The following is a 13,949-nucleotide window of genomic DNA, read 5'->3' as shown; positions in this document are numbered from 1 at the left end:
CCAGCCAGCGTCGGGTTTGCTGGTAGACCGCCTCCCAAGGAGGTAGATCGTTGGGCAGCATCCGCCAAGGCGCGCCTGCGCGCACCAGCCAGCGCAGGGCGTTGAAGACTTCGCGCAGATCGTGCTCGCGCTGGGGCGCGCGCTGGTCCATCAGGCTCAAGTAGGGCGCAGCGAAGCTCCATTCTTCATCGCTGACATCCGTCGGGTAGGGCTTGCGGGGCATCCGCAGACTCTACCTTTGACTTCCACTCCGAGGAGCAAAGTTCATAACACGCTCTAGATCTCTAGATCTCTAGATCTCTAGATCTCTAGATCTCTAGATCTCTAGATCTCTAGATCTCTTTGTCAACATTTGGCCACACGTGAAAGAAAATTGCGTAACAGCGGAAATTTTTTTGGCCTACAGGATGGCCTGCAGCTCCCCAATGAAAAAAGCCCTTGAATGATTTCAAGGGCTTTTTTCTTGGGCGCTGCGCAGCTTCGCGCCAGCCGATGGCTACCCTGCGGGCTGTGGCGCGGTGCTCATCAGCGGCAGGGGCCTGCCTCCGGCGAGCGCCCCGCCATCTTCCGGGCCCGCACGTTCTCCAGAAACGTTTCCGCCGGCATCGGCCGGCCATGCAGCCAGCCCTGCTGGGACGGGCAGCGGTTGGCCTGCAGGAAATCGGATTGCTCCTGGGTCTCGACGCCTTCGGCCACCACGTGCAGCCCGAGGTGGGAGCCCATCGACAGGATCGAGCAGACGATGCCGACGCTGGCCGTGTCGCCGGGCAGGCCGTTGATGAAGCTGCGGTCGATCTTGATCTCGTAGAGTGGCAACTGCCGCAGGTAGGCGAGGCTCGAGAAGCCCGTGCCGAAATCGTCGATCGAGAACCGCACGCCCAGTTCGACCAGTTCCGCGAGGCGTTCCGCCGCATGGTTCACGTCGGTGATCAGCAGGCCTTCCGTGATCTCCAGGATCAGCCCGGACGCGCGGGCACCGGTCGTCGCCAATGCGTGGCGGACTTCATCGACGAAGCCCGGATGCTTGAACTGCGCCGGGCTGATGTTGATGGCCAGGGTCAGCGAGGGATCTTCGCGGTGGAGGTCGGCGAGGATCCCGCAGCCGGTCTTCAGCACCCAGGCGCCCAGTTCGATGATGAGGCCGGAGGCTTCCGCCAGGGCGATGAACTGGTCCGGCGGCACCATGCCGCGCTCGGGATGCCGCCACCGCAGCAGCGCCTCGCCTCCTGTCAGCTGGCTGCGGGCATCGTGCTGGGGCTGGACCTGCATGAACAGCTGCTCCGAGCCGATGGCCGCGTGCAGGTCCTGCTCCAGCGCCAGGCGTTCGTGGAAACCCGCCAGCATGTTCTCCTCGAAGAAAACCGGGTGGTTGCCGCCCTGCGTCTTGGACCGGCGCAGGGCGAGTTGCGCTTCGCGCAGCGCGTCGAGGCCGCTGGCCGTATCGGCGTGGATGAGGCTGATGCCCGCACTGGTGCGGATGCTCAGGGAGCCCTGGCCGACGTTGAACGGCGCGGCCAGGCTGTGGAGCAGCTTGGCCGCGACACCTTCCACCAGGTGGCGGGCATCGTGGTCGATACGGCCTTCCGTGCGCAGCACCACGACGAATTCGTCGCTGCCGGTGCGCGCCAGGATGTCCCCACGCCGCAGGACGCGCTTCAGCCGGCGTGCGGTTTCGCAGAGCACTTCGTCGCCGACCTGGGTGCCGTGGGCCACGTTGAGCAGCTTGAACTGGTCGATGTCCAGGCAGATGACGCCCGTCGGCCCCGCGCCGCCTGCCACCAGGCTCTGCTCCGATGCCAATTGTTCGAGCAGGTTCCGGCGATCCATCAGGCCCGTCAGGGCATCCCGCTGCTGTGGTGCCACGACGGCCGGAAGGCCGGCCTCTTCCCGGGATTCCGGGGCGTTTTCCTCCGGGCTGGCGACGCCGGTTTCGGCGATGGCGATCCCGCCTTTGCCTGCCTGCTTGACGGCATACATCGCCGCATCGGCGGCATGGATCAGCGTCTTGACGGTGGTGGCGTGCGCCGGGTAGCTGGCCACGCCGACGCTCGCGCCGACCCGGGCCGATTCCCCATTGGGCAGCACGAACGGTATCTTGAAGCTGTCGATCAGCTGCCGCGCCAGGTCCGACACGCTGGGGTGGAGCGCGTCCACGCCCGCGATGACTACCACCAGCTCGTCGCCGCCCAGCCGGCCGATGGCGTCGCAGTTGCGCTGGAAGAGCATGCGCAGCCGCCGGGCGGCTTCGACCAGCACCGCATCCCCGGCGGCGTGCCCCCAGCGGTCGTTGACGGACTTGAACCCGTCGAGATCGATGAACATCAGCGTGACGTCGCCCGGGTCATGGCCCGGGTGGACGGCATGGATATGCTGTCCGAGCAGGGTTTCGATATAGGAGCGGCTCTTGAGCCCCGTCAGCGCATCGTGCTCCGCGCGGTAGCGCGCGGCGCTTTCCTGGTTCTTGCGCCGGGTGATGTCGTAGAGCACGCCCTCGACGTACTGCTCCGCGGCATCGGCGGTTTCCATGCACGACACCATGCAGTGGACCCACACCTTGGTGCCGTCCGGGCGGACCAGTTCGAGATCCTCGGCTTCCGGCTCCAGGGAGGCGCGGGCCCTTTCGATCAACCGCTGCAACTGGGCCGAGCTGAAGAAGAAGGCGGAGGCGAAATCCCCGGCACGGGCTTCGTTCCCCCGTCCGGCCTGCAGGTCGAGCAACCGCTCGAAGGCCGGGCTGGCGTGCAGCAGCTGTCCGGCCGACGAGAGGATGAAGATGCCCGCGCTGGTCGAGTCGAATATGCCCCGGTAGCGTGCTTCCAGCGCGGAGATTTCCTCGCGCATGCCGCGTTCGCGTTCGAGTGCGTCCTGCTGCAGTTCCAGCAGGCGGTTGGCCGCGGTGGTGACGATGCCCACTTCATCGACGGCATGGCGCGGGTTGATCGATATGCGGCGGGCCGTGCCGGGCATGATCATGGCCAGTTCTGCCGCCAGCCGGTGCATGGGTTGGGACAGCATGCGCCGGGCCAGCATGCTGAACACGCCCAGCACGCCGGCCAGCAGCACGGTGATCGCCGCGACCAGCTGGGCCGCCTGCCAGCCCGCCTCGGCGTTCAGCCGCTGGTAGTTCAGCCAGACCTGCAGGTCGCCGATTTGCCCTTCGCGCCTGAAGGGCGACATCAGGGGCGACTGGAAGGTCGGCTTCGCCGGGGCGTTTCCGTCGGTGGCGCCCGGGCCGGCATCGGGGTTGGCCTTCGCCGCCATCGTGATGCCGGCGGCATCGCGGATGCCCACGCGGGCGACCGAAGGATGGTGGGCCAGGCCGTCCAGCAGTTCCTTGAGCAATACCTCGTCCCGCGCATACACCCCGACCGCCATCGTCTGCTGTACGGCCGCGGCGATGGCACGGGCGGAGGCTTCGGAGTTTTCCAGGTAGTGCGACTTGGCGCTGAGGTACAGGACGATGGCCACGAGGGGCGCCATCACGCCCGCCACGCTCACGACCGCCCACTGGAAGCGGCGATGGAGGCTTTTACTGCGCATGGGGAGCAGGGCGGTGGTTGGAAGACACGTGCGGAATCACGGAAGGTGCATCACCACGCGCACCGAGTTGTCCTGCGGGGGGCGGGTGACGTAGCCGATGGCCGAGGGATCATTGCGCAGGCGCTGCAGCATGGCCGCGTCGTCCTCGGCAGTCTGCGGCGGCCGCACCTGGCCGGTGAAATGCAGGCGGGCCCAGTAGCTGTTGATGCGGGCGATGTCCATGCCGGTCAGCAACTGGTAGAACTCGGCGCGCGCCGGACCGTCGCGTTTCTGGTCGAGAGGGGTGGCCGCGCTGCCATCGGGGAAGGCGCGGGTCCTGCCGGTGTAGATGGCCACCAGTTCGCTCTGTTTCACGGAGAGCAACGGACTCTGCGCGGACACCACCACGTAGATGGGGGCAGAAGCCACGGTGAAATGCAGCGCATGGACCGCCAGCGCGATGGCGGTCAGCATGCGCGGGAGTTTCGGGAGCGCGCGTGGCATCACTGGCCCCATACGAAATCGACCAGCAGGGACACCAGGTTGCCCTTGGCGGCATGCCCGTCGTGGTTGCGCCAGCCTGCTCCGCCGTTCTGCCGGACGTGGAATCGATCGACCTGGAACTTGAGCGCGGCATTCGATGCGAAATCCCACCGGAGACCCACGCCGAACGTGCTCTGATCGAAGCGGAGCTGGTTGGCCGCGTAGGTGGCGTAACCTGCCAGCATCTGGGCCTGCCGGGCCGCGGCGGGTCCCGCCACGGGCGCCAGCGAGGAGGCCACGTCGGGAGTCGCCAAGGCCGCCTCCCGCGGCTTCACCCGGCTGGCGAGGGCGTAATAGGTGACCGTGTCCTTGCGCCAAGCGGCGCTGGCATAGGCCCGGTAGGCATCCAGCGTGCTCCTGGGAATGCTCAGCCGGCTGCCTTCCGCCACGAAGGTCCAGGGGCCGCTGTCGTACTGGGTGGCGAGCGCCAGGTAGCTGGTCGCGCCGCCGGTCCAGAGCCTGTCGCGCAGCGGCGTGACAGCCTCCCGCACTCCGGGTAGGGGAGACTGCTGGAGGCTGTCCACGCCCTGGCGCAGCGCCGCATAGTCCGGGCCCGGGTCCAGGTTCACCCGGGAATGCAGGTAGCTGAGTTTCAGCAGCAGCCCGCCCGCTTCCCGCGACAGCCCGATCGCCAGGATGTCGTGCGCTTTCGCCGGCCGGTGGGACCGGCCACCGTCGGTGGTGCTGGTTCTCATCGTGCCGGTGGTGGCGCGCAGGCGCCACGACGAACTGCCCGTATCCCAGCGCTGCTCCACGTCCAGGCCATCGACGGCCACGACCGGCGCGAAGGCATAGAAATCGGTGGGCGGGCGCGCCCAGGTGAATGCATAGCCGACGTTGCGGCTCTCGGAGTACAGGAACATGTCCGGGCTGACCCGGCCCATTCGGAGGCGGGTATTCGCCCACGGCCGGTAGCCGACGTAGGCCTGCTCGATCGCTTCGCCGGAGAACGCACCCCTGGCCCTGTGCAACAGGACGCCCTGGGCGGCGGCTTCCCAACCGCTGCTGTGGTTCCAGTCGATTTGCGCGCCCAACCTGGAATCCGTCGTGGCGCTGAGTTCTGCCTCGGCGCCTTTCTGCGCGGTGCTGCGGATCAGTCCCCAATGCGGGGCTCCGGTCTTGTTGACTACACCCGCGGTGCCGAAGCCGCTGAGGGAGACACTGTTTTCCGTGGCCTCCTGGGCCTGCAGGGGCATGCCCGAGCCCAGCATGAGCGCCAGGGCGACAAAGGAGATTCTGCGCACAGAACGGGCTCCGGGATGCGAAGCTGTCTTCGACCGCCCCGCCGGAGGGAAAGTGGTTGTTCTGGTGATCAAGATGGTCTGCGAGCCAGGAAATCCCGAGTCCTCCGAAAATTGTGCGGATAATCGATATTTATGATTATTCGTTTATTTTCAGCAAAAACGGATGAATCAAATGTAAACAAATTGTACTTCTTGATGCATTTTTCTGCTGAAAAAGATATTTTTGTAATTTTTTTGTTGTTTTTTGGGAAGTATGTAATCAGATTTCCCGAGTGTATGTAGGACGCCAGGTGCAATTCGATGTTCGGGAAGGACATCCACCTGTTCATGGCCTGCACGGGCGTCACCGCCGCGGGCGAACGGACGCAGCGGGCGACCACGCGCTCGCAACGCGTGCCTGGATGCGCTCCGCCCAGGCCCCGAAACCATCCAGGTCGGCGCCCGTATTCCCGGAGCGGGGTCCCTCCATCGTGGAGAAGTTGATCGCCAACGGCGTGCTGATGGCCGTGGCCGGAATCGATGCCGCATCTCCACGCTCCGTTCAGGCCGGATCCGCGCAGGCCCGGGGTCGAATCGCGATATTGACCCTCCGGTATCGGAGGCTGCCGGCAGCAACGTTCCGGTATTCAATAAGTAATATATTGCTGCCGAAGAAAATCCGGCGGCTGGATATCGCTCGCGCGCATCCCTGGAAGAGGCGGTTGACCGTTCCATATTCATCCGCGGGCACCGGATCGGCGGCCGGGAATTCAAGGTGGATTCTCGATGAGGACAGGGGCCGGTGCACTTCGATTCGATGGTGTTTTCAGTATTTTCTCGTGCTTCGGCGCGGGACAACCGCAGATCATTTTGCCGCGCCTTCAATACACTTTTCGGACCAGCACGTCAGAAAGCGTATGTGAATTCTTCAAGCAGCCCCGAGAAGAACCGTATCGGAACGCGCCCGCTGCGCAGCGCACGGTGGTTCCAGAAAAACGACCTGCCCGGATTCATCCATCGTTCCACGCTGGCGGCGGATGGATGGACGCGAGAAGACCTGATGGAGCGCCCGATCGTCGGGATACTCAACACCTGGTCCGATCTCAATCCATGCAACAGCAACCTGCGATCGCTGGCCGGGAAGGTCCGGGAAGGGGTGCTGGAGGCAGGCGGCATTCCGTTCGAACTGCCGCTGATGTCGATCAGCGAGAACCTGATCAAGCCGAGCGCGTTCCCGTTCCGCAATCTGCTTGCCATGGCGGCGGAGGAAAGCATCCGGGGCTATCCGCTGGATTCGGTGGTCCTGCTGGGCGGTTGTGACAAGACCCAGCCGGGTCTGCTGATGGGGGCCGCGAGCGCGAACGTTCCGGCCATCGTCCTCAACAGTGGGCCGGGTACTCCGCGATCGGCCACGGGCGGTCCGCTGGCGACCGCCAATGGCGTCTGGCGATTCGTCGATCAACTGCGCGCCGGCAGTGTTTCGATCAAGGCATTCGAGGACTTCGAGCGCGGAGTCATGGGGACGCCGGGGCACTGCAGCGAGATGGGCACTGCGTCCACCATGTCCGTGCTGAGCGAGGCGCTGGGCATGGCGCTGCCAGGCAGCAGCCTCGTCCCGTCGAGCGACGGCCGGCGGATTCAATACGCGAAGGAGGTGGGGCGCCGCGCCGTCGCGATGACCGCCATCGAGCGCATGTCGCCGTCGAGCATCCTGAGTGCCCAGGCTTTCGACAACGCGATCACGCTGCTCTGCGCGGTGGGGGGCTCGACCAATGCCGTCATCCACCTTCTGGCGCTTGCGGGGCGGGTGGGCGTGCCGTTGTCCCTCGGCCGTTTCGATGAAATCGCCCGCCAGGTGCCGCTCATCGCCAACGTCCAGCCTTCGGGGCAACACCTGACGGAACGCCTGATGAGCGCTGGCGGAGTGCCGGGCCTCCTGCGGGCGCTGCGGCCGATGCTGCACCTCGATGCGCCGACCGTCGATGGCCGCACCATCGGCCAGATCGCGGACGAGGCGCACATCGGTGATCCGGACGTGATACGCCCTCTGGACGGGCCGGTGAAGCCCGGGGCCAGCCTGGTGGTGGTCAAGGGCAGCCTGGCGCCGGACGGTGCCGTCATCAAGACGTGCGCTGCCTCGCCCGCCCTGTTCCGCCATCGCGGGCCAGCGGTCGTTTTCGAGGATGTCCAGAGCATCGCGGACCGCATCGACGATCCCGGGCTGGATATCGGCGCCGACAGCGTCCTCGTCCTGCGCAATGTCGGGCCGGTGGGAGCGGCCATGCCCGAATGGGGCATGCTGCCGATCCCGCGCCGGCTGATGGAATCCGGAGTGACCGACATGCTGAGGATCTCCGACGCGCGCATGAGCGGCACCGCCTACGGTACGGCGGTCCTTCATGTTTCGCCCGAGGCGGCTGTGGGAGGGCCGCTCGCGCTGGTGCGCACCGGCGACATCATCGAACTCGATGTCGAGGCGCGCCGCCTCGACTTGCTGGTTTCCGAAGAGGAGTTGCAGCGCCGTCGCGCCGAACTTCCCCGGCCGCCGGCACCGGCCCGTGCCCGGGGCTACCGGCAGCTCTACGCGGAAAAAGTGGAGCAGGCGCATCTGGGCTGCGACTTCGGATTCCTGCGAGGCGCCGACGGCGAAACGCTCCCCGACGGGCTGTTCGACGGCTGGGTCGGGGGCTGGTGATACGGAGGCGCGACACACCATGGCTGTCCTCTACCGTCCCGACGTCTCCCGTGGCCCCGCATGGCGCAAGCTGTTCGCCGAGCAGGCACCCGACATCGATTTCAGAGTGTGGCCCGACGCGGGCAACCTCGACGAGATCGAATACCTGATCGCCTGGCAGGCTCCCGCCGCGTTCCTCGCTTCCCTGTCCAACCTCAAGGTGCTTTTCTCTTCCGGCGCGGGCGTGGACCACATCGACCTGACCGCCGTACCTGCGCATGTCGATATCGTGCGGATGGTGGAGCCCGGCATCATCAACGGCATGGTCGAGTATGTGACGATGGCGGTGCTCGCACAGCACCGCCACCTCTTCGACTACCAGGCGTCGCAGCGCGCGAGGCGCTGGGAGCCCCTCGAAGAGCTTCCGCCGTCCACCTGCTCCGTCGGCGTCATGGGCCTGGGGGTGCTGGGACAGGCGGTTCTCGACCGCCTCGGCCTGTTCGGGTTCGAGCGATCGGGCTGGAACCGATCGCCCAGGGACCTTCCGGGGGTTCGGTGCTTCGCGGGCACCGATTCGCTCGGCGAATTCCTGGGACAGGTGGATGTGCTGGTCTGCCTGCTTCCGCTCACCGATGCCACGCGGCACATCCTCGATGCCCGCCTTTTCGCGCGCATGCGTGACGGCAGTGCGCTGGTCAATGTGGGCCGCGGAGGCCACCTGGACCAGCAGGCGCTCCTGCAGGCGCTCGACAGCGGGCGCCTGAGCCGGGCGATCCTGGACGTCACCGATCCGGAGCCGCTGCCCGCCGAGAGTCCCCTGTGGTCCCATCCCCGCGTCGTGCTCACCCCGCATATCGCGAGCATGACGCAGCCGGAAACGGCCGTGCCGATCCTGATCCGGAACCTGCGCCGCCATGGCAGGGGGCAGCCACTGCCCGATCTGATCGATCGCCGCGCCGGCTACTGACCCTTTCCCTTCCGCGTTCCTGTCACTCCACCACAAAGGCTCCAATGACCGCCGTTTTCAAACCCAAGTACATCAGCTTCGACTGCTACGGAACCCTGACCAATTTCCAGATGGCTCCGAGCGCTCGCCGCCTGTTCGCCGATCGCATCCGTCCCGAGCAGATGGACGGGTTCTGCAAGGATTTCGCCGCCTACCGGCTCGACGAGGTATTGGGCGACTGGAAACCATACTACGACGTGGTTTTCAACGCGGTGATGCGGACCGCCAACAAATGGAAGGTCCCGTTCCGTGAAGCCGACGTGGCGGAAATCTACGCGTCGGTGCCGACCTGGGGCCCCCATCCGGACGTCACCGCGGGCCTCGCGAAAATCGCCGGAAAGATTCCGCTGGTGATTATCTCGAATGCCATGGACAACCAGCTGGTGCACAACGTCGAGAAACTCGGCGTCCCGTTCCATCGCGTATATACCGCACAGCAAGCCAAGGCCTACAAACCCCGCCTGCGCGCTTTCGAATACATGATCGACCAGCTCAACGCGAAGCCCGAGGATTTTCTCCACGTATCGTCGAGCATGCGTTACGACCATATGTCGGCCTCGGACATCGGAATCCGGGACAAGGCTTTCGTCAACCGCGGGCACGAACCTGGAGTCCCCGCTTACAACTACGCTGAAATCGCCGATATCGGCGGTCTGCCGGGCTTGGTCGGGCTCTGACCCCGCGCGCCCCGGACCGGTCGCTGTCCGGGGCGCCTCAGCCATCCAGCGCCACCGGCGGGCAGGGCGAGGGCACGTCCCGCGTGCTGTACATTGACCGACGCAACACTCCATCCCAAAGGACCGTATGCCGATGTCGATCCAATCCCTCCTGAAATCCTCCGTGGCAGCGCTGGCGATCGCCGGCGCCGGCGCGGCGTCCGCCCAGGGCACGCCCATCGATGCCGCGGCGTTCGATGCGCTGGTGGCGCAGGGCCCCGTCGCCAGCGCCGAGACCATCGCAGCCAGCCCCTGGGCCAGCAAGATCAAGCAGGCCGGCACGCTGCGCCTGGGCGGCACCCAGACCTCGAACCTGTTCTCGCTGCTCAACGAGAAGGACGGCAAGCTCCGCGGCTTCGACGCGGGCCTGGCGCAGCTCATCACGCGCTACATCCTGGGCGACGCGTCCAAGGTCCAGTTCACGCAGGTGAACTCGTCCACGCGCGAGCAGGTGCTGATCAACGGCCAGGTGGACATGGTCGTCGCCACCTATTCCATCACGCCCGCGCGCGCCGAGAAAATCTCCTTCGCAGGGCCGTACTACACCTCGCAGGCCGGTGTGCTGGTGAAGGCCAGCAACCAGGCGATCCAGTCGGTCAACGACCTGGGCGGCAGGAAGGTCGCCACGCAGGCGGGCTCCACGGGCCCGGCCATCCTCGCGCAGTTCGCGCCCAAGAGCACCGTGCAGGAGTTCCAGACGCACCAGGAAGCCCTGGATGCGTTGCGCCAGGGCCGCGTGGCCGCCTACGTGACCGACCACACGCTGCTGCTCAACACCCTGAGCCTCGGTACCGCCGACGCGAAGCTCGCGGGCGCGCCCTTCGGCGCGCAGGACCCGTACGGCATCGGCCTGCCCAAGGGCTCGGACGGCGTGGCCTTCGTCAATGCGTTCCTGAAGAAGATCGAAGCCGACGGCACCTGGGCCAAGCTGTGGACGATCGCCATCGGCCAGCGCACCGGCAGCACGGCCGTCCCCACGCCGCCCGCGCTGCCCTGACCCGATGGGCGAGGTTGCCAGGCTCCTGGCCGACCACGGGCCTGCCTTCGGGCAGGCCCTTTTGCTGACCTGGAAGCTCACCGCGCTGTCGTTCGTGCCGGGCGTCCTGCTGGGCATGGCGGTGGCGATGCTGCGGCTCTTTCCGCTGCCGCCGCTGCGCTGGGTGCTCACCCTCTACGTCGAGACCTTCCGCAACATCCCCAGCGTGGCGCTGCTGATCTTCATCGTGTTCGCGCTGCCCGATCTCGAGTTCGTGATCGACTACGAGCCCAGCGTGGTGCTGACCCTGGTGCTGGTCTGCTCCGCGTTCACGGCGGACTATGTCCGCTCGGGCATCAACACCATCCCCGGCGGACAGATCGAGGCCGCGCTCAGCCTGGGGATGCGGCCCGCGCGCATCATCTGGTCGGTGGTGCTGCCGCAGGCGCTGCGCTCGGTGGTGCAGCCGATGACGTCGCTGCTCATCGCGCTGATGCTGTCCACCTCGCTCGCGTCGCAGGTGCCGTTCCCGGGCCGGGAGCTCACCACGCTCGTCTCCAAGATCGCCACCGACTCCGCCGCCGGCATGGCCGCCTTCGCCATCGCGGCCGCGATGTACGTGGCCAGCGGCCTGTTGATCGCCTGGGCCGGCGCCGCCCTGGACAGGAAGCTGCGGATCCTGCGATGAACCGCTCCCTCGAAGACATCCTGTTCGGCGCGCCGAACCCCCGCGCCCGCACGCTCACCCGCGGGATGAGCGTGGTCGCGGCGGGCGTGCTGCTCCTGCTCGTGGCCGGCGTCGCGCTCCGCTTCCATTCCGCCGGGCAGCTCGATGCCCGCTACTGGAAATTCTTCGCCTGGCCCACGACCTGGGCCTTCCTGGCCAAGGGCCTGCTCGGCACGCTGGCCTCGGCGGCGATGGCCGCGGTCATCGCGCTGTCCCTGGGCCTGGTGCTGCTGGCAGGGCGCTTGGCGCGCACGCGCCTCGTGCGCTGGCCGGCCGTGGCGGCCATCGAGTTCCTGCGGGGCACGCCGACGCTGCTGCTCATCTACGTGTGCTTCCTGGTGCTGCCGTCGATCGGCATCAAGCTCGGCACCTACTGGATGCTGACCCTGCCCATAGCCTTCAGCACCGCCGCGGTGGTGGCCGAGGTCTATCGCTCGGGCGTGCTTGCCGTGCCCCGCGGCCAGACCGATGCCGCGCGCAGCCTGGGCATGACGGAGACGCAGGTGTTTTTTGCCATCGTGTTCCCGCAGGCCCTGCGCTACATCGTGCCGGCCCTGGTCGCGCAACTGGTCATCGTGGTGAAGGACACGACCTTCGGCTATGTCGTCACCTATGGCGAGCTGATGCAGAACGCCCGCGTGCTCATCGCCAACTACCACTCGCTGGTGCCGGTGTACCTCATCGTGGCGGCGCTGTACTGCCTGGTGAACTACGCGATCTCGCGGGCGAGCCGGCGGCTCGGGCGACCGATGCATTGAGCGCGGCGGACGCCACCCGCCCGGCGGCGTCGCCGCACTATGCCCGGCTGCTGCTCGCGACCAGCGATGCCGCCAGCAGCCGCGCGGACTTCGCGCTCACGCCCTTGCCCGTGATCGACAGCGCGGGCGGATGGGCGAGCATGCGCGCGAACACCTGCTGCACTTCGTCCGCACGGATGTCGCCGATCAGCGCGATCGTCTCGGCCAGCGGCGTCACGGTGCCGTGCGCGAACACCTCCTCCACGGCCCGCTCCATGGTCGCGAAGGGCCGCTCGCTGGCCCGCACGCGGGAGACGGTGAGCTGGTTCTTCGCGCGCTCCAGGTGCACCGGGTCGATCGCGGAGGCCTGCGCCTGCAGCAATTCGCCCGTGGCCTGCACCAGCGCCTCGACCTTGTCCGGCGTGGTCACCGCATGCACCACGAAATTGAGCCACGCGTCACCGCTGTCGATCGTGGCATCGGTGTTGTAGGCCAGGCCCAGCCGCTCGCGCACCGTGTCCACCAGCGGCGAGGACATGCCGCCGCCGAACAGGTTGGCCGCGAGCGCCGCGGCCAGGCGCCAGCGCGGGGGCAGCAGGGCTTGCACCGTGCCGGCACCCTGCCACTCCGGCGCGCCAGGACCGGGCAGCGGATAGGCGATGTTCAGGAACACCTGCGACACCTGCGTGAAGCGGCGCGCCATGGCCTGGCCGACGTGCGGAGCGGGCGTGGGCGGCAGCACCCCGGCGCCACCGGCCTGCGGCCCGGATGCGGACCCAGGCGCGGGCATCGCAGCAAACAATTCCTCCGCGCGCCGCATCCACGCACCGACATCGAAATTCCCCGCGGCCGCGACGATGGTCTTGCCGGCCACGTAGTGCCGCTGCACATGCCGCACGAGGTCATCGCGCGTGAAGCCCTCGATGTTCTCCACCGTGCCGATCACCGGCATGCCCATGGGATCGTCGCCCCACAGCGCGCGGTCCAGCAGGTCGTTGGAACTGTCCTCCGGGTCCTCGTCGTACTCGATCGCCTCCTGCCGAATAACGTCGAGCTCGCGCTGCAGCTCGGCCTCGGGGAAGGTGCTGTGCAGCACGATGTCCGCCGTCATGCCCAGCAGCTGCAGCGCATGCTGCCCCAGCCCGGTCATGAAATAGCCCGTGCTGTCCTTGCCCGTGTAGGCATTCACGTCCGCGCCCAGCCGCTCCGCATCGAGGTTGATCGCCTGCACCGAACGCGTGGCCGTTCCCTTGAACGCCATGTGCTCCAGCACGTGGCTGATGCCGTTGGTCTCCGGCGTCTCGTCGCGCGAGCCCACGCGCAGGAACACGCCGACGCTGGCGCTCTGCACGTGGGGCATGGGGAGGGCGAGGAGGCGGACGCCGTTGGGGAGGGTGTGGAGGAGGGGAGTGGGGGGATGGGCCATCGGTGGTTGGGGCAGGGAGTCTTTGCGACTTCTATCGGACAGACGCGGCGCATCGTCCCATGGATCTCTGCCTGCATGCTGCATTGTCGCCGGGCCGTGCTGGAGCATGCGATACGCAGGCGTTGCGTCCCGAGGACGCATGGACAGCAGATGGGTAGTTTGTTAACTATTAATAGATTCAATAAATTTTGTTAATGCTGATGGCTGCTTCCCATAGGCGCGCGTGCGAATAAACATTTGCAAACAAATTGCCTGCTTCGGAAGCCTTTTCAACCCATCCTTACGCCTCCTATCATCGCGGCCGTTTCAACTTGACTCTGCAGCAACGAGAGGGCTGCAGCCATAACAATGACACGCCGCGTCACCATCCGGACGCCCCTGGGAGAGCAGCTGCAATTCCGG

At 66.6% G+C, this 13,949-nt stretch carries 11 protein-coding genes; 6 read left to right on the top strand and 5 right to left on the bottom strand.

The window, feature by feature from the left end; genetic code table 11:
- The 4 genes from BLR99_RS21795 to BLR99_RS21780 form a co-directional block, all read right to left on the bottom strand.
- The coding region (locus BLR99_RS21795) for a transposase (protein WP_139160201.1) at positions 1 to 223 on the bottom strand (223 nt) is incomplete at its 3' end.
- Positions 224 to 525: 302 nt separating this feature from the next.
- The gene (locus BLR99_RS21790) at positions 526 to 3,540 is read right to left on the bottom strand and encodes a bifunctional diguanylate cyclase/phosphodiesterase (protein ID WP_011796803.1); all 3,015 of its coding nucleotides are present in this window, start codon (positions 3,538 to 3,540) and stop codon (positions 526 to 528) included.
- A 36-nt stretch (positions 3,541 to 3,576) separates the two neighbouring features.
- Positions 3,577 to 3,993, bottom strand: a complete 417-nt coding sequence (locus tag BLR99_RS21785; protein ID WP_017438257.1) for a hypothetical protein — start codon at positions 3,991 to 3,993, stop codon at positions 3,577 to 3,579.
- A gap of 29 nt (positions 3,994 to 4,022) precedes the next feature.
- On the bottom strand, positions 4,023 to 5,306 hold the full coding sequence (locus BLR99_RS21780; RefSeq protein WP_011796801.1) for a hypothetical protein: 1,284 nt from the start codon (positions 5,304 to 5,306) through the stop codon (positions 4,023 to 4,025).
- A gap of 781 nt (positions 5,307 to 6,087) precedes the next feature.
- On the opposite strand from BLR99_RS21780, the gene BLR99_RS21775 reads away from it, so the two are divergent.
- The 6 genes from BLR99_RS21775 (at position 6,088) to BLR99_RS21750 (ending at position 12,142) form a co-directional block, all read left to right on the top strand.
- Positions 6,088 to 7,980 (top strand): dihydroxy-acid dehydratase, encoded by a 1,893-nt coding sequence (locus BLR99_RS21775; RefSeq protein WP_353611330.1) that lies wholly within the window; start codon positions 6,088 to 6,090, stop codon positions 7,978 to 7,980.
- A 19-nt stretch (positions 7,981 to 7,999) separates the two neighbouring features.
- Positions 8,000 to 8,926 carry a 2-hydroxyacid dehydrogenase gene (locus tag BLR99_RS21770; RefSeq protein ID WP_011796799.1) on the top strand — a complete coding sequence of 309 codons (927 nt, stop codon included), beginning with the start codon at positions 8,000 to 8,002 and terminating at the stop codon, positions 8,924 to 8,926.
- 44 nt (positions 8,927 to 8,970) lie between these two features.
- A complete protein-coding gene (locus tag BLR99_RS21765) occupies positions 8,971 to 9,642 on the top strand; it encodes a haloacid dehalogenase type II (protein WP_011796798.1) in 672 nt (223 codons plus the stop codon).
- A 133-nt stretch (positions 9,643 to 9,775) separates the two neighbouring features.
- Entirely contained in the window at positions 9,776 to 10,678 is a 903-nt protein-coding gene (locus BLR99_RS21760) for a glutamate ABC transporter substrate-binding protein (RefSeq protein WP_041827560.1), read from the top strand.
- Positions 10,679 to 10,682: 4 nt separating this feature from the next.
- Positions 10,683 to 11,345, top strand: a complete 663-nt coding sequence (locus BLR99_RS21755) for an amino acid ABC transporter permease (protein WP_011796796.1) — start codon at positions 10,683 to 10,685, stop codon at positions 11,343 to 11,345.
- Entirely contained in the window at positions 11,342 to 12,142 is an 801-nt protein-coding gene (locus BLR99_RS21750; RefSeq protein ID WP_011796795.1) for an amino acid ABC transporter permease, read from the top strand. The genes BLR99_RS21755 and BLR99_RS21750 overlap by 4 nt, the downstream gene beginning before the upstream one ends.
- A gap of 37 nt (positions 12,143 to 12,179) precedes the next feature.
- Here the strand turns inward: BLR99_RS21750 and BLR99_RS21745 are convergent, their stop codons facing one another.
- Positions 12,180 to 13,547, bottom strand: a complete 1,368-nt coding sequence (locus BLR99_RS21745; RefSeq protein WP_011796794.1) for a M16 family metallopeptidase — start codon at positions 13,545 to 13,547, stop codon at positions 12,180 to 12,182.
- Positions 13,548 to 13,949: the final 402 nt, after the last annotated feature.

The organism is Paracidovorax citrulli (genome assembly GCF_900100305.1).
In the GTDB taxonomy this organism is placed as follows: Bacteria; Pseudomonadota; Gammaproteobacteria; order Burkholderiales; family Burkholderiaceae_C; genus Paracidovorax; species Paracidovorax citrulli.
The sequence above is the reverse complement of the archived record's forward strand: the minus strand, read 5'-3'. Positions and strand labels throughout refer to the sequence as shown.

Coding starts and splice junctions, on each gene's coding strand:
- BLR99_RS21790 (WP_011796803.1), bottom strand. CDS start 3,540: ATGCGCAGTAAAAGCCTCCATCGCCGCTTCCAGTGGGCGGTCGTGAGC.
- BLR99_RS21785 (WP_017438257.1), bottom strand. CDS start 3,993: ATGCTGACCGCCATCGCGCTGGCGGTCCATGCGCTGCATTTCACCGTG.
- BLR99_RS21770 (WP_011796799.1), top strand. CDS start 8,000: ATGGCTGTCCTCTACCGTCCCGACGTCTCCCGTGGCCCCGCATGGCGC.
- BLR99_RS21765 (WP_011796798.1), top strand. CDS start 8,971: ATGACCGCCGTTTTCAAACCCAAGTACATCAGCTTCGACTGCTACGGA.
- BLR99_RS21760 (WP_041827560.1), top strand. CDS start 9,776: ATGTCGATCCAATCCCTCCTGAAATCCTCCGTGGCAGCGCTGGCGATC.
- BLR99_RS21755 (WP_011796796.1), top strand. CDS start 10,683: ATGGGCGAGGTTGCCAGGCTCCTGGCCGACCACGGGCCTGCCTTCGGG.
- BLR99_RS21750 (WP_011796795.1), top strand. CDS start 11,342: ATGAACCGCTCCCTCGAAGACATCCTGTTCGGCGCGCCGAACCCCCGC.
- BLR99_RS21745 (WP_011796794.1), bottom strand. CDS start 13,547: ATGGCCCATCCCCCCACTCCCCTCCTCCACACCCTCCCCAACGGCGTC.